Here is a 16403-nt window from a genome sequence, read left to right as displayed (position 1 = left end):
TAAATTATCAGCACCAACAACCGTGGCATAAGCAACATTAAAAGAGGTAGAAAATAAAAGTAGCAAAAAAGTATATAAGAGCGATTTAAACATGACAGATTTCCAAGTAAAGCACGCTTTACTCTAATGTGTAAATATTATTGTTAATGATAATCACAACCAATATCATTAACAATAAGCATTTATAAGTTTGCTATTGGAAAAATGAGAATAAGCGCACAAAAAACACTTCGCATAAGTTTTGTTTCAATACTTTTTACCTTTTTTATCCTTCATATTTTTTTATAGGCTAATTAAACAATAACTAGCTGATCTTTTTTAAGGTTGTACTGATGATACTTTTGCGTCAAAAAAGAAAGCTCTAAATTATCTATTAACGTTTAACGGATTAATTAGCTCAATCTCAACGAATAGAATAATGGAATCAATAATCTCGACTTAGAGAAGGATCCTCATTTATGTATTTAAATAATTTAAATGATTTAAAAATTGCCATTAGCCCTTCATCTCTACCTATCAACAAACCTTTAAGCTGTATTAATTATCAAGATTTAAAAGACGGTATGTTGGATATGATTAACAGTAACAACGACACGTTACCTTCCATTGTGGAAGATTTTAATCAGCAAGATCCTCTTAATGCCCCCATTGTTGTGGGTGAGGTTGTCGTTGGTCATATTATTGGTTTAATTCCTGTTGCTGGTGGCGTGTTATCAAAAATAACCTCAGCCCTCTTTGGTATGATTAATAAAAATATGAAAGATGATTCATTAGCAGAACAGATCATTGCACATGTTTCTCAAATTATTGATGCCGAAATCACACAAAATAACATTAAGATTATTAAACTTTCTATTGAAGGTATTACTAGCGTTTATCAGCTTTTTTCTGACTCACTCAATAATTATCTTGAACCTAAAGTCTATTATTCAAATAAACAACAACAAGATTTACGAGATCAAGTTCTTAATCGATTCGATGATGTAATCGCTGCAATTATTGCACAGCAACCATTAATTTTGAATTTAGCGCAATCGGCTGGATTACCTTTTTATTGTCACAGTTGTGCACTGTTTGTTGCGGCACATAGTGATATTTTAACTAATAAGAAAGCGCTTGACCTTAAAGATGATTATTTTACAAGTAATTTAAAAACCCTAAGAGATAACATCGACAAATTTAATACCAATATTCATAAAGCAATTTATCAACAAACCTCACTCATATTTAAAGATGATTACACAAAATGTAATACATTTTTATCCGGTATTTATACATCGGGGCTCTCTTTTTACCAATCTTGGATAAAACGTAGTTTTGAAATTGAATTTTCAACACCATTAACGCGTTGGAATAGCCTAGAACTTTATGGCAAAGATTATAATTTTGATTATCAAAAAAGCTATTATCAAATGTATTTAGATATAGGACGAGATATGTTGCAACGTACATCGATGTTACAAAGTATTGAAACCTATTCGCATATTGATGCTGTTATTCGTATTAAACAAAACTATTTAACGACTGAAAAACAGCCTAATCATATTCAATATGAAGGTTGTTATGGTGTAACGGGTGATAGCCAAGATGTATTAAAAACAGAAATATTTTTCCAAGCTGATAGTAATAAAAGCTATTTATCACCCACTCAATTTTTGCCTTCGGTACGTTATATTTCAGACACCCCTTGGGGGGCATTAAAATATATGGTGCTTGATGATGTCAATAATCAAAGTTTTTCCATTGGACAAGGTAACCGAGAGAATAAGTCCTATTTTAATCTTCCTGGCTATTGTTTTAATGGCCTTAATCTTTATATGAGTCGACATAATGGCAAGCAATGTCACGATGACTCTGGTGCATGGCTAACAGAATCAGGGCCTATTTTTCGTTTTTATGATGGCTATGGAGCCATGTCATTAGAAATGGAGAACAATTTACCCATTAAACAAAAAAGCTATGAATTGGATTTAAACCATGGTTTTGACCCGCAGCTCAGTAATGCACAATTTGCCTATGTCGATATGCTTGTAGGTAAAAACTGTATTCTACTTCATCAAGATGCTGTTTTTTGCCTACCTTCTGATGGCATTATAGGAAAAAGCAGTACACCACAACCTTTGATTATTTTATTGCAATGCGCAAATGAAAGTGAACAGTTACTATCACTATCAATTAGAACAGGCAATGCTTCAAAAGGTACACTTGTTGCTTCTGGTGATTTTTCTTTAGGCCAAAATCAAGACAATATTATCTATAAATTAACGCCACTTATTAATCATCCTATCAGTAATAACAAAACGTATTTTCGGACTTATCAATTAGCGTTAACTTACATTTTAACAGGTAGCCAAGAATCAAATCTGTATCTTCATTTACATTTTTCCAAGCCTGATACCTTATTAGCCGATATAACATTGCTATTTTAAATCGCAATCTCACTCTAAAAAATACACCTAAACAAATCGCAATATGTTTAGGTGTTACTTAACAAAATAATTAACGTAAATTAAAGTGAAGTGTGACGATGAGTGAATTATTTACATCGTCTGGCTTAGGGCCGATTGGCTTAACGCGTCTTACCGCAGCAATAGCAGCATTATCTAACGAAGGAATACCTGAAGTATTTTCAACAGCAACGGTTGAAATAATACCTTCATTAGTTAAAGACAGACGCACCACAACATCGCCTTCGAGTAACATGCGCTTTGCTTTGGGTGGATAACGTTTATGCCGTTCTATTTCTTTACGCAATAAGCTCATATAATCACTTTCAGATTCACCTTGCCCAATACTATTTTCGTTTAATGCTCGGCTTTTTCCCGCTTGAGAACTCGCACTATACTCTGTAAAGCTGGCTAAAGTAGCTGGAATCTGGGTTTGTAACTGCTTACTTTTTGGATCGGCTTTTTCAAGTGGTCGGGGTTTGGCTTGTTCCTCTTTAGCTGGTCGCTGCTTTTTAATTTCTGTTTGTTGTGGTTGTAACTGTGGTAACGGTTTTTCCTTTGGCAATATTTCTGGTTTTTTGTATTGTTGAAGAAGTTCTCCTGTCTCAACCACGGGCACAATAACTGGTAAGTTATCAGAGTGATATTCAATAATTTCTTCTTTTATTATCGCGGATTGATGCTGAGGTGCTGAAAATGTTACTTGATACACGGATAACGTATTTTGTTGTTGCTGAGTAATATGATGTGCACTTTCTGTCACCAAAACAGAACGTAATAACTCACTAAAGAGCATCCTATAGATAAACGCGACGCCAATTAGCCAATAATTAAGATTAAGTGGTTGCCTAACAGAAAGTGCAAACATCAAAAAGCTCCTAATATATTTTCATTAAAATTGTGCGGTAACACCTAATTTAATTGTACGTCCTGGTGCTGGCATACCCGAACGCGTTAATGGGTCGATGTAATATTCGTTTAGTAAATTACTACCTACAATTTCAAAAGATAAATTGGGGGTATGTTGATATTTTAAATAAGCATCAACAGTAAATACACTAGCCCAACGCATTGGATTATTATTATTTCCATAAAATATATGGGGTAATTTTTCTTTTAACCATTTCTCATCTTTATTTTCCACTTCAGAGGAATATAAAAATCGGCTACCTATTTCTAGTGTATTATTGAACCAACGAGTACCAATATGAAGATTAGCCGCATATTTTGGTTGAATAGAAGTACGTAAAAATCCACCTGGATATCCTCCTGTCATGCAGGTTTTTATATCTAATAAACCTGAAGGATCAAAGGAGCTATATGCATTTTTATCGCATACTTTATTTTTATGGTTATAAACTAAAGCTGCATCCATAAAAATAAAACCATTATCGAAACGTGCTTGTAATTCTAAACCTTCTAATATTTGCTTTTCTAATTGCCTCATTTGCCAAAATGAATCTCTATCGAATACATTTTCAATATTGGTTTTAAAATAATTAAGTTTAATATCAGCGTGATGCTCTACATTGAGCCAATCAGATAAATCAAGCACAACACCAAGCTCAGTACTTTTTGCTCGTTCCGGCTTTAATTTAAAACCGTAATAACTCGCTTTAGAGCCTGAAAAACCACTCGTATCTTCAAATAAACTAGGTAAACGTAGTTGTTCAGTATAACGTCCGTAAAAACGCAACATATCACTGGCATAAATAGTCGCTGAAATTAATGGTGAAAATGCGCCATGATGATAAGCAGGTTGAGGTGAAAAACTATTTTCTTCTTCAATATAAATTTCTTGTGGTTTTATTAACTCCATCTCATATTTATAAACAAGTTCTCCTGTTGTTGGATGAGAAACCTTTTCTTGCATATCTAAATAACCATTTAAAAGGATATTTTTACTTTTTAATAGATCACCAGTTTTATTATATAGCCAAACAATATATTCCGTTATCATAGGGATCTTGTTTGATGACTCTATTTGCATATTTCCTTGCGCATCACGAATATAATCATTACGTAAAAAATCCACCTGTACTCTTCTTACTTGATTATCATTAGCAACAGCATTCTTTATCTCTTCTGATAACTTTTCATACTCTGGATAAACAAACTTTGATTGTTGAAAATTACGTATTTTTTCATTTAACTCAGGGTGACGCCTATAATTTTTAAACTCTTCAGGTAATGTTTCCACATCAATTTTATTAATAGCACGGTAATATAAATATTCTTCAGAATTTAAAACTCGCTTATAAGAAACAATATAACCTCGAACTGGTGTTTTTTTCTCATAACCCGTTACTCTATTACGACGTTTGTTATTTAAAAAATCATCATTTAACCGATAATAGTTATATTTTCCACCCGCATTAACAGCTAACCAAGAAAGTGGTTTCCAATCGGTAAATAATGCTAAATTAACTTCATGACGTTGCCCGCCACGCCCAGCGGTAACAAAATCAAAACCTGCTGGCACATCAATTTCATCATTATCTAATTTTTCAAATTGATAGTTACTTGAAAATGAAATGGAAAATTGAGGTGATAATTTAAATATCGAAGATAAATCAATACCATAACGATTATTTTCTTGGTAAAGAGAAGCTGTATCAATAAAACGGACGTCTACTTTTGTATCCCATTTAGATAAATATTTTTCATCATAATCAATTTGCCGAGATACTCTAGGTTCACCACCACGAGTATTTGTATGTCCAGATGTTAAGTTACCCCATAGCCGTAACAGTAAATCCGCTTTATTATCTTCTGGTTTATATTGATAGGTTAATATTCCCGCCTGTTGATTAATCGTTGCTAATGGCCATTGAGTTACTAAATTTTTTTCATAACGAGCCCACTCTAATCGTAACGGCATAATATCGCCAAACAGTAAGTCAGTGTATCGGTAATTAATGGAAAAACGGTGTGCTGATTCAGGGAATAATGTCCCTTTGACTAAAAAAGAACGATTACGACTAGAGGTATTAGGAACTTCATTACCGGGACGATAAATATGGGCAATAAAAGGAACATAAGGTGTTAACCTTACTTTATAATCTATTGAATGGATAGATTCCATTTTATCGGTTTCGAGATAGGCTTTTGTATTTCTTTTTCCTGCTAAATAATTTCCTTTTTCTCGTAATGCATAAGCAAATAATAAATTAAAATTTTCTTTTTCAAATCCAACGCCTAGACGAAATGAGTGATCGCGAAAACTCAAAGCTTTATTTTTTTGAGGTGTTATTTCTAAGGCAGGATCAATAACTCTTGAACCATAATGATAAAAATAAGGATGATTACGGTAATCTCCTAGCATATCTAAATAAACTTCTTTATATCGTGTAGCGTTATTACTAATATCCCCTTTAAAGTTAATCCCAAAAGAGTCACCAATAGGCACAATATCTCGAATATCTAGGGTTTTTATTGCAATACCACCACCAATACCTGTTTTCATATCTGGGGTTAATGAAGGGCCTTTTTCAATATAGATACTACTAATCAGATTAGAATCAATATAGTTACGATTAGAGGCACCACTATACCCACGATAAACAGTAATCGCTTGCTCTGTCCCATCAACAGTAACAGGGATTCGCCCTTGTCCTTGAATACCGCGAATATTCGGGTCAAGTGCCCCACCATTACGTGCTTCACCACTATAAATCCCTATCGCACTTTTCAATAAATCAGCGGGAGAAACACCTTGGTAACGTTCTAGAAGCTCTTTGCCTAAATAAACGTTAGAGACATCTTTTTCATAAACTTGCGCATAACCTTGTTTATCTTCTTCTGATTTACTTTTCTCATTATTATCTGAAATTTGAATATGCCCTAAATCTGATTTTTTATCTTCTGCTCGTAGATAAAAACTAGGAGTTATCAGTGATATCGCAATCACTAAAGATAACAATTTTCGTTTCCGAAAAAGCATTGGGTACATTATTTTAACCTATCCTTTTAGTTAATGAAGTTATTTATTTAATTAAAATTGTTTTTCTAATTTAAATATAACTTCCTGCTGCTGATAGCTATATAACCACGCTACATTGCTTAAATTTCGGGTATAACGTAATTCCGTTACAGGATAAAAACCCCAGAAAATAGGTACTTGTTTTTTAACAACAGCAGATAATGTAATTTCATTATCTTTTCTTTTTTTCTTTAATAATGGATTATAGTTATTAAAATAATTAATTCGATAGCGTAAAGATAAATCTATATGCCATTGCAAAGGCAGCTGTGAACTAACCCCTATTTTTATACCATATTGATGGTGATTTAATAAATTGTTTTTTTTCCTATTTTCTTGATAATTTATTTGACTGAGTAATAGTGAATTTTTGTTTAGATTATATTTAAGAGTAACAATAGCAGATAATTCTTTTGTGTTTAAATTCATTAAATTATCTCTATACTTTATATTTTTATAATTACCAGAAATATTAATAGCATGTTTTCTTAATAAAGGGATAAATAAACTTGAATTTAATCCTATCGATTGATACTCATGCTGTTTATCTCGCACTTTTATTTCATAAAATGGTGATAATTTAAATTGATAATGACTATATTGATACTGATAATTAAATTGAGTATAAAAATTAACATAATTGTTGTCACGATAAGAGAGGTAATCCATATATTGAGCATGAAAATAAATAGAAACTGAGTGTATACGGTTAATAATATAAGGCTGATAAAGTGAAAAAAAATGTGAAATACCTACAGAGCCTTTTGCTCTTCCCCCTTTTCGAGTTACTTTAGCAAAAGGTATATCAGAAACTATCTGCTCTTGATAATCTGAGGCAAGATTAATGTTGTCATTATATATAAAACCAAGTTGATAGAACCTACTACTATAAAAGTAAGGTGATAACTTAGCTTGGTAATAAGCTACTTTATTATTAATACTTTTTGACAAATTATCTGTTTCAGATAATTTTTTTAGTTGGTTTTTAGCTTTAATATAATCTTGTTGATAGAAATAGAGATAAATTAATCCTATTTGTGCTGGAATAAAATCAGCTTTTTGTTTTAATTGCTGCTGATAATAAAATTCCGCCAATGAGAAATGACTTTCAGCCAATGCTAACTGCGCTTTAGCGTAATAAACCAATAGCACTTCATGCCGTGGTAGCTGCTGGTAATGTTGTAATAATACTTCTGCATCAATCCAACGTTGTTGCTGTAGGTTATAATAAAGTTGTTCACCTATAATGGATACATCATGATTAATTAACAAGTCTAAAATAGGATTATTTAATCTCTGTTTCGCCTCGCCTATTAATGGAAAAAATATAATGCTAGTTATAAAAAAAAATCTTATTAATTGCCACAAATAATGCATAGCATTTCCTTATTATTAAATATTCTTATTCCATTAAACCCATATTTTTATAAAAAAAAACAGATAACCTTATTCAGATTATCTGTTGCTAATAGACAGCCTAATAACCACTAATACCACTTTAAGAAAACAGATTTCAATACTTAAAATAAGAACACCTTATTGAACGGAATTAATTACAATATCATTTCTATTACTCTGTTGATTCTGTTGATTCTGTTGATTCTGTTGATTCTACACTTTCAGTACTATTTTTAGTTCCACCAAAACCAATATCTTTAGTATGGTCTGAACTAAACACCATAATCCCGGCTAATACATTAGCTTCTTCACCAAAAAAGGCACCTTCAACACCTCCGGATGTTGTACCTTCTTTTGCAGCAGCAGAAAACGTAACTTGGTTATTGGTGGTATAAAGATTTCCACCTTCTAACTCAACCGTGCGTTGGCTATTCGCCAATGAACCTTCGATTTTCTTTTGTGAAAAATCAACATCAAACGTACCTGAAAGTAGGTTACTACCGCTGTATTGGCTAATACCCGTCACCGTATAAGTGGCGCTATCTGTCGGTAATGTGGTTGTCACATCTTTACCAACATAATAGGTTTGATGAGTGGCATCTGTTACTGAGGTAGTTTTTGCCCAGTCACCAAAATAGACATTAGCATCCGTGATTTTAGCAAAATGAAAAACGCCCATATTACTGTGACTTGAGGGAGAATTAGCATTAGGTTGGATAGTATAAACACCATGAGTATCCGCTCCACCACTCATTCTTGGCGATGTTAGCGAAACAAAACCAATTTTTTTTCCACCTCCTACTGTACTAATACCAACACCAGGTTCTCCACCAGGCATTTGATGATCACCACGTTGGATAGGATCACTTGCCCCCACTTCCATCGTTGTTAAAGAACCACTTTGATTAGAGTGAATGCCTGCCTGTACAGCACTGACGCTAAATAATACAATTAATGTAATTGATACTTTATTCAATATATCCATAGTAATTTCCTTATTATCTTTAGGGTATAATCACTTATTTTAAAATAAAAAAAGTAATTATATAATTAACCTATTTCTTAGGTTTTATTTTTAATAAAATTAACACCCACCGCCATTTATAATTTAATTAAAAGTCAATTTAACCAAATTGTAAATAACTTTTTTAATAACGTGCATTTTAATTAACCCTGCTTAAGTTATGGTGATAAACTTAATTCTATGTTTTAAATTATCTTTTATTAAAACAGTTAATAAACAGGTTATTTATTTATTTTTATTTTTGTGATCAAACTCGCAGTTATTATTTTTAATTACTTTCATTAGTAATAAAAAGTAATATAAATCAAAAGAAAACCATTAAAAAGTTAAATAAATAACAATAAGAAAGTTAAGTTTAAATTAAATACTTATAATATATCTATTTCTCTGGATATTAATTCTATAAAGATATCAAGATCTTTATTTTCAGTATTATCATTACAAATAACACCTATTTTCCATTGAGTATACATACCAGAAAGTGGTAATAAGGTGACTCTTTTTTTGTCGCATAATAGCGCAGCGCTTTTAGGCACAAATGCCACACCTAACCCAGCAGCAACAAGAGATAACTAAGTTTGAATATTTTGTGACTGCTGCAATACACAAGGCGTAACTTGATGATACGTTAAAAAATTATCTATTTGCTGATAAAATCGCCTCCCTTTTTCTGCCATTAATTTAATAAGCCTTAGTTTTTCAACATAATGTAATGGATGATAATCAATCTCTAGCACCGCAATATTTTGCGTAGGTATTGCTAACATTAATCGCTCTTCAGCTAATGCTATACCTTTTAATGGTTCTGGTACTGGTAACTGAGAACAGGCCAGATCAAGTGTGCCAGCGATAAGTTTCGCTTCCATATAATTAGAAGGCATATCTTTAATATTTACAGCAGTATCAGGGTAACGCAGATTACATTTATCTAATAAAGGTGTGATAAAACTTAATGCACAAAGTCCAAAGCCAATATTTAGAACTACTTTTTCAGGTGATGCTAATTGATAGGCTTTTTTTTTAAAATGTTTACTTCACGTAATACTGATAATGACTGATTTAATAAATATTGTCCTTCTTGAGTTAATTTAGTTCCTTATCTCCCATGCTGAAATAACACCACACCAAGTTGAGATCCTAATGTTTTAATCTGTTTAGTGAGTGCAGGTTGACTAATAAAAAGACGCGATGACGCTTCACCAAAATGTCCTATTTCTGGCAATACAAATGCATTCAATAAACAAGCACCCATTAATTATCAACCTTAAATTATTTTGTATTTTATTATTTTATCACAAAATAAATAAATAAAATTTATATCTAATAACATCATATGAGTAAAATACAGGCGGAGAATAACGTTAAAAATATTTTCTCGCTAAAAATACGTCTTTCGATAACCATTTGGAATGAAATATATTGACGGCTAGAAATAAAGGGATTCTTCCGCTTTATTTCAGGGAATAACAACTTTATTTTCTGGCATCATAATGACAATAAAGGAGTGTTTATGTCAGCTAAATCCCTATTTATAATTCTTTCATTATTAGGATTATCTTTCTTCTGTTTTGCAGAAAATGGTCTTGTGGATAGAACATGGACAGCATCTGGCTTAGATTCTCAAAGTTATCGACAAGCATTAAGACAACCCACAGCAAGTTCTCGTTACACACTTTTCAATATCACGCCGGATATGCCCGTTCCTGGTGGTTCTAGTCATGCAGAACCTCAAGGTATTCGTTATATTGCAATGAAATATGGCCCTTATGGCCAACCTGAATATTATAAAACCTACCAAATTATGTTTACTCACTATTCCAGCAACGGTACTCGTAAAATTCGCTATTTAGGTGAGTTATATACTGTCGTTGGCGATATTTATTTAGTCGATCCTTTTGCTACCACTAATGAATGGCAACGTGGACGTAGCCAAATTATTGAAGAATATTATGAGATATTAGATAGCCACGGAAATAGAACCGGGAAAGGGTTACGTTTTCATAGCTGGGATAGACCTATTAGCGTAACCAAATGGTCTACCAATTAATATATTCTTAATTTATATTTTTTTATTAATCATATCTTAATGTGATTACATTTTTTTATTTTACAATAAAAACATTGATAACATTCGAATATGACTCTAAATATTAAACTGATAAAAAACTTAGAATAAAAACCAATAAAAATATTTTTAAATATAAGGTTAACTAATCTCCTACTAACACTTGGTTTTTATTTTAAATCATTTTTAAATCTTTTTTTATATAAAGCACATCTATTATCAATATATTAATTTACTGATATATTAAAATAAATATTAACCTATGAAACTATTAGAGTATTATTTCAAACAATTACGTACTGTTTTAGTATCTGATCAAAGCTATTTAAAAAATAAATTTATACGTAATTTAGGCTATCAACCAAATTTCATTATACCTTCTTCCCTTAATGAGAAAATTAACGCTCGTATGCTTTATGATAGAAATCCTATTTATACTCAATTAGCCAACAAGATAAAAGTACGAGATTATGTTACGGATAAAATAGGTAAACAATATCTTGTACCTATTATTAAAAACTACGCCCATCCAAATGAAATAATATTAGATGAACTCCCTCCTCGCTTTGTTTTAAAATGTAATCATGACAGCGGTAGTGCGATTATTTGTCTTGATAAAAATAACTTCTCATTAGAAAAAGCAAAACAAAAGCTCTCATTTCATTTAAAACGCAATCTTTATCATGTTACTCGCGAATGGCATTATAAAAATATCAAACCACAAATAATTTGTGAAGAGTATATCGACCTCTTTAACACCCAGAGGCCAATGGTGCCAACAACTTGCCGAATTCACTGTTTTCAGGGAAATACGCACTATGCTGAAATCGATATCAGCGATACAAAGGGCCATAAATATATCAATGTGTATAACACTCTTTGGCAGCTACAGCCCTTTACTTTAGAAGCTCCCAATACGCCAGAGCATATTGAAGTACCTTCTCAATTTCACAAAATGCTCTCACTAGCAGAAAAGTTAGCACAAGGTTTTATTTATTGTCGGGTAGATTTTTTAATGTCAGAACATACGTTGCTATTTAGCGAAATAACATTTACTCCAAATGCAGGACGTATACCGATTAAACCCAAAGAGTGGGATTATAAATTAGGTGAACTATGGTGATAAAAAAATAAAAAATAAAATAGGTGCGAAGCGATTACATTAAGCCATTACACCTATTTTTGAATCTGTCATTCGCTTTAATCACTCAGTCGTTGAGGATGAGTAAATATCGTTGCTCGCCCACGACGACAGAACCCCACCAGCGTAACATTATATTGATTGGCAACTTCGACAGCTAAAGAGGTTGCAGCCGAAACAGCAAATAGAATTTCCGTACCACACATAGCTGCTTTTTGTACCATTTCATAACTTGCTCGACTTGAAACCAATACCGCACCATCAGTCCATTCTTTTTGTGCTTTTAATCCTATCAGTTTATCAAGCGCCACATGACGACCCACATCTTCACATCCACCTTGTATTTCACCTTCTGGTGATAACCAAACAGCAGCATGAGTACAGCCGGTTAATTCACCGATCTCTTGTACTGCTTTCATCTGCTCTAGCGCTTTATCAAGATGAGAAAGTGAAAAAGTTTGTGTAAAAGGTAATGGCGTAATTGGACGAAAAATCTCTTCTAACTGTTCTGTTCCACAGATGCCACAGCCCGTACGTCCTGTCATATTGCGGCGGCGCTCTTTTAATCCCATAAAGCGCCGGCTCGATAGTTCAACCTGAACTTCAATACCACCGTTACAACTTTCAACAATTTCGATACTGCGAATTTCATTAGAAGACTCTATAATGCCTTCGGATAATGAAAATCCGACAGCAAACAACTCTAAATTTTTAGGGCTTGCCATCATAACAACGTGAGAAATTCCGTTGTACACTAATGCAACAGGAACTTCGAGTGCAATAAAATCGCCCTCTTGTCTGTTAAGAGATCCTTTGTGTTGCACAATTGTTTGATCTACGCCAATGATTACACGTTTAGTTAACAATTCTGTCGATTTTGTTTCATCCATAAGATGAATTCCTAAATTTATTAATACATAATAACAATATGGGTAAAAGGATTTTACACTACCTTGCAGGCAATGAACCTGATCCTGTTAATGATAACGGGAATAAAACAAGAATCAGCTCCATTTTCGTGAAGAAAATCAGAGTCAGTAAAAGCAATGTATGATGAGGAGAGACCCCATGCAGGTCAGCAGAAGACAGTTCTTTAAGATCTGTGCTGGCGGTATGGCAGGTACAACGGCGGCTGCACTTGGTTTTGCACCAGCGGTTGCGTTAGCAGGTTCACGCCAGTATAAATTACTACGTGCCCGCGAAACCCGAAATACCTGTACGTACTGTTCTGTCGGTTGTGGACTATTAATGTATAGTCTGGGCGATGGCGCGAAAAACGCAAAAGAAACAATTTTCCATATTGAAGGTGACTCAGACCACCCAGTAAACCGTGGTGCACTTTGTCCTAAAGGTGCAGGTCTGGTGGATTACATCCACAGTAAAGGTCGCTTACAACACCCAGAATACCGTGCACCCGGCTCGGATAAATGGGTGAAATTATCATGGGAAGAAACTTTTGACCGCATTGCGCGCTTAATCAAAAAAGACCGCGACGCAAATTTCCAGAAACTCAACAAAGAAGGTGTTGAAGTCAACCGTTGGTTAACAACAGGTATGCTTTGCGCCTCAGCAGCAAGTAACGAAACTGGGTTTTTAACTCAGAAGTTCTCTAGAGCACTCGGTATGCTCGCTGTTGATAACCAAGCGCGTGTCTGACACGGACCAACGGTAGCAAGTCTTGCTCCAACATTTGGTCGCGGTGCGATGACCAACCACTGGGTTGATATGAAAAATGCCAATCTTATCGTCGTTATGGGCGGTAATGCGGCAGAAGCTCACCCTGTAGGTTTCCGCTGGGCGATGGAAGCTAAAATCCATAATAAAGCCAAGTTAATTGTTGTTGATCCACGCTTTACCCGTACTGCGGCTGTTGCGGATTTCTATACGCCTATTCGCTCTGGTACTGATATTACTTTCTTATCCGGCGTGATTTTATATCTGCTAGAAAATAAGAAGTATCAAAAAGAGTATGTAGAGGCTTATACCAACGCCAGCTTGATTGTGCGTGAAGATTATCACTTTGATGATGGTCTATTCAGTGGTTACGACCCTGAAAAACGTCAATATGACAAAACGACGTGGAACTACGAGATGGATGAAAATGGTTTCGCAAAACGCGACACCACATTACAACATCCTCGTTGTGTCTGGAATCTGTTAAAACAGCATGTTAGCCGTTATACGCCTGATGTTGTAACTCAGATTTGTGGTACACCAAAAGAAGATTTCTTAAAAGTTTGTGAATATATTGCAGAGACCGCAGCGAAAGATAAAACAGCATCTTTCCTGTATGCATTAGGCTGGACTCAACACACCGTGGGTGCGCAAAATATTCGTACCATGGCGATGATCCAATTACTGTTAGGTAATATGGGTATGGCAGGTGGTGGTGTTAACGCACTGCGTGGTCACTCAAATATTCAAGGCTTAACTGACCTTGGTCTGTTATCTCAAAGCTTACCAGGCTATATGACGCTGCCATCTGAAAAGCAGACTTCATTAGAAACCTACTTAGCAGCGAATACGCCAAAAGCAACAGTACCAGGACAAGTAAACTATTGGGGTAATTATCCGAAATTCTTCGTCAGTTTAATGAAGACTTTCTATGGCGATAAAGCCCAAAAAGATAACGAATGGGGCTTCTCACTGTTACCTAAGTGGGATAAAGCATACGACGTTCTACAATATTTCGAGATGATGGATAAAGGTGAAGTGAATGGCTATATCTGCCAAGGCTTTAACCCTGTAGCGTCATTCCCGAATAAGAACAAAGTGATTCGTTCATTATCAAAACTGAAATTCCTTATCACCATGGATCCGCTCAATACTGAAACTTCTTGTTTCTGGCAAAACCACGGTGAAGAGAACGACGTTAAAACAGAAGAGATCCAGACTGAAGTATTCCGTCTGCCTACTGGCTGTTTTGCTGAAGAAAACGGTTCTATCGTTAACTCAGGTCGTTGGTTACAGTGGCACTGGAAAGGTGCAGATGCCCCAGGTATCGCACTGAGTGATGGTGAAATTCTATCGGGTATTTTCCATCGTTTACGCCAGCTTTATAAAGATGAAGGCGGCGCAATGCCAGAACAGGTGTTGAGTATGACTTGGGATTATTTTGATCCTGATAATCCAACACCAGAAGAAGTGGCTCAAGAGAGTAATGGTAAAGCCTTAGTAGACTTAAAAGATGCTGATGGCAATATCATTGTTAAGAAAGGTCAACAACTTAGCTCGTTTGCTCAGTTACGCGATGACGGTACAACCGCAAGTGGTTGCTGGATCTTCGCCGGTAGCTGGACACCAGCGGGTAACCAGATGGCTAACCGTGATAACTCAGATCCATCTGGATTGGGTAACACATTAGGTTGGGCATGGGCATGGCCTCTTAACCGCCGTATTATTTATAACCGTGCATCGGCAGACCCACAAGGTCAACCATGGGATCCTAAACGTCAATTAATCGAATGGGATGGCAGCAAATGGACGGGTATTGATGTACCTGACTATAGCAATGCTGCACCGGGTTCTGATGTTGGTCCGTTTATTATGCAACCTGAAGGTATGGGTCGCTTGTTTGCTATCGATAAGATGGCAGAAGGTCCATTCCCAGAGCACTATGAGCCAATTGAAACACCATTAGGTACAAATCCATTGCACCCTAATGTCGTTTCTAACCCAGCAGCCCGTATCTTTAAAGATGACTGGAAAGACATGGGCAAAGCGGAAGAGTTCCCTTATGTTGGTACGACTTATCGTCTGACTGAACACTTCCACTTCTGGACTAAACACGCATTGTTAAATGCAATTATTCAGCCACAACAATTTATCGAAATCGGTGAGCGTTTAGCGGCAGAAAAAGGCATTGTTCAAGGCGATATGGTTAGAGTCAGCTCAAAACGTGGTTATATCAAAGCGAAAGCAGTAGTCACAAAACGTATTAGAACCCTACAAGTCGATGGTCGTAATGTGGATACCATTGGTATTCCTATTCACTGGGGCTTTGAAGGTGTTGCAGTTAAAGGTTTTATTGCTAATACGTTAACGCCATTCGTGGGTGATGCAAATACACAAACGCCTGAATTTAAAGCGTTCCTTGTTAATGTGGAAAAGGTGTAAGGAGATAAATTATGTCACTGCAATCTCAAGACATTATTCGTCGCTCTGCTACCAATTCCCTTACTCCCGCACCTCATGTGCGGGATTACAAGGAAGAAGTAGCAAAACTTATCGATGTAACAACGTGTATCGGCTGTAAAGCCTGTCAGGTTGCTTGTTCTGAATGGAACGATATTCGCGATAAAATCGGCACTAACGTTGGTGTTTATGATAACCCAACGGATTTAACA

The 16403-nt window shown here is 34.9% G+C and carries 12 protein-coding genes and 1 pseudogene; 5 read left to right on the top strand and 8 right to left on the bottom strand.

Annotated features, from left to right (window positions below):
- Positions 1-458: 458 nt before the first annotated feature.
- Complete coding sequence (locus tag M997_RS01650; RefSeq protein WP_192876379.1) at positions 459-2429, top strand: insecticidal delta-endotoxin Cry8Ea1 family protein; 1971 nt, start codon at positions 459-461, stop codon at positions 2427-2429.
- Between the two features lie 70 nt (positions 2430-2499).
- On the opposite strand, the gene M997_RS01645 is transcribed toward M997_RS01650, so the two are convergent.
- The 7 genes from M997_RS01645 to M997_RS17645 form a co-directional block, all read right to left on the bottom strand.
- Positions 2500-3315 (bottom strand): TonB family protein, encoded by an 816-nt coding sequence (locus M997_RS01645; protein WP_064718388.1) that lies wholly within the window; start codon positions 3313-3315, stop codon positions 2500-2502.
- Between the two features lie 24 nt (positions 3316-3339).
- A complete protein-coding gene (locus M997_RS01640) occupies positions 3340-6399 on the bottom strand; it encodes a TonB-dependent receptor domain-containing protein (RefSeq protein WP_064718387.1) in 3060 nt (1019 codons plus the stop codon).
- A 42-nt stretch (positions 6400-6441) separates the two neighbouring features.
- The gene (locus tag M997_RS01635) at positions 6442-7806 is read right to left on the bottom strand and encodes a surface lipoprotein assembly modifier (protein WP_064718386.1); all 1365 of its coding nucleotides are present in this window, start codon (positions 7804-7806) and stop codon (positions 6442-6444) included.
- A 193-nt stretch (positions 7807-7999) separates the two neighbouring features.
- On the bottom strand, positions 8000-8812 hold the full coding sequence (locus M997_RS01630; protein WP_064718385.1) for a Slam-dependent surface lipoprotein: 813 nt from the start codon (positions 8810-8812) through the stop codon (positions 8000-8002).
- 407 nt (positions 8813-9219) lie between these two features.
- Positions 9220-9387, bottom strand: coding sequence for a hypothetical protein (locus M997_RS17655; protein ID WP_239994709.1), 168 nt, complete (start codon positions 9385-9387; stop codon positions 9220-9222).
- A gap of 36 nt (positions 9388-9423) precedes the next feature.
- Positions 9424-9795, bottom strand: a complete 372-nt coding sequence (locus tag M997_RS17650) for a LysR substrate-binding domain-containing protein (protein ID WP_239994711.1) — start codon at positions 9793-9795, stop codon at positions 9424-9426.
- A gap of 152 nt (positions 9796-9947) precedes the next feature.
- The gene (locus M997_RS17645; protein ID WP_239994710.1) at positions 9948-10103 is read right to left on the bottom strand and encodes a LysR family transcriptional regulator; all 156 of its coding nucleotides are present in this window, start codon (positions 10101-10103) and stop codon (positions 9948-9950) included.
- 258 nt (positions 10104-10361) lie between these two features.
- Between M997_RS17645 and umoA the strand changes: the two genes are divergently transcribed.
- Together umoA and M997_RS01615 are read left to right on the top strand one after the other, a co-directional pair.
- Entirely contained in the window at positions 10362-10898 is a 537-nt protein-coding gene (gene umoA, locus M997_RS01620; protein WP_064718384.1) for a UmoA family flagellar biogenesis regulator, read from the top strand.
- A gap of 280 nt (positions 10899-11178) precedes the next feature.
- Positions 11179-12039: an ATP-grasp fold amidoligase family protein gene (locus M997_RS01615; protein ID WP_064718383.1), complete on the top strand. Its 861-nt coding sequence runs from the start codon at positions 11179-11181 to the stop codon at positions 12037-12039.
- A 77-nt stretch (positions 12040-12116) separates the two neighbouring features.
- Here the strand turns inward: M997_RS01615 and fdhD are convergent, their stop codons facing one another.
- Positions 12117-12947: a formate dehydrogenase accessory sulfurtransferase FdhD gene (gene fdhD, locus M997_RS01610; protein WP_064718382.1), complete on the bottom strand. Its 831-nt coding sequence runs from the start codon at positions 12945-12947 to the stop codon at positions 12117-12119.
- A gap of 178 nt (positions 12948-13125) precedes the next feature.
- On the opposite strand from fdhD, the gene fdnG reads away from it, so the two are divergent.
- On the top strand, positions 13126-16173 hold the full coding sequence (fdnG, locus tag M997_RS01600) for a formate dehydrogenase-N subunit alpha (protein ID WP_082918367.1): 3048 nt from the start codon (positions 13126-13128) through the stop codon (positions 16171-16173).
- 11 nt (positions 16174-16184) lie between these two features.
- A pseudogene (locus M997_RS01595) lies at positions 16185-16403 on the top strand (formate dehydrogenase subunit beta); the annotation flags it as partial.

The sequence above is a fragment of the Proteus hauseri ATCC 700826 genome (assembly GCF_001654965.1).
Taxonomy (GTDB): Bacteria; Pseudomonadota; Gammaproteobacteria; order Enterobacterales; family Enterobacteriaceae; genus Proteus; species Proteus hauseri.
The sequence above is the reverse complement of the archived record's forward strand: the minus strand, read 5'-3'. Positions and strand labels throughout refer to the sequence as shown.

Bases quoted from the DNA above. Each gene is read 5' to 3' on its own strand.
- M997_RS01630 (WP_064718385.1), bottom strand. From the start codon at position 8,812: ATGGATATATTGAATAAAGTATCAATTACATTAATTGTATTATTTAGC.
- M997_RS01650 (WP_192876379.1), top strand. From the start codon at position 459: ATGTATTTAAATAATTTAAATGATTTAAAAATTGCCATTAGCCCTTCA.
- M997_RS01635 (WP_064718386.1), bottom strand. From the start codon at position 7,806: ATGCATTATTTGTGGCAATTAATAAGATTTTTTTTTATAACTAGCATT.
- umoA (WP_064718384.1), top strand. From the start codon at position 10,362: ATGTCAGCTAAATCCCTATTTATAATTCTTTCATTATTAGGATTATCT.
- M997_RS17645 (WP_239994710.1), bottom strand. From the start codon at position 10,103: ATGGGTGCTTGTTTATTGAATGCATTTGTATTGCCAGAAATAGGACAT.
- fdhD (WP_064718382.1), bottom strand. From the start codon at position 12,947: ATGGATGAAACAAAATCGACAGAATTGTTAACTAAACGTGTAATCATT.
- M997_RS01640 (WP_064718387.1), bottom strand. From the start codon at position 6,399: ATGTACCCAATGCTTTTTCGGAAACGAAAATTGTTATCTTTAGTGATT.
- M997_RS01615 (WP_064718383.1), top strand. From the start codon at position 11,179: ATGAAACTATTAGAGTATTATTTCAAACAATTACGTACTGTTTTAGTA.
- M997_RS01645 (WP_064718388.1), bottom strand. From the start codon at position 3,315: ATGTTTGCACTTTCTGTTAGGCAACCACTTAATCTTAATTATTGGCTA.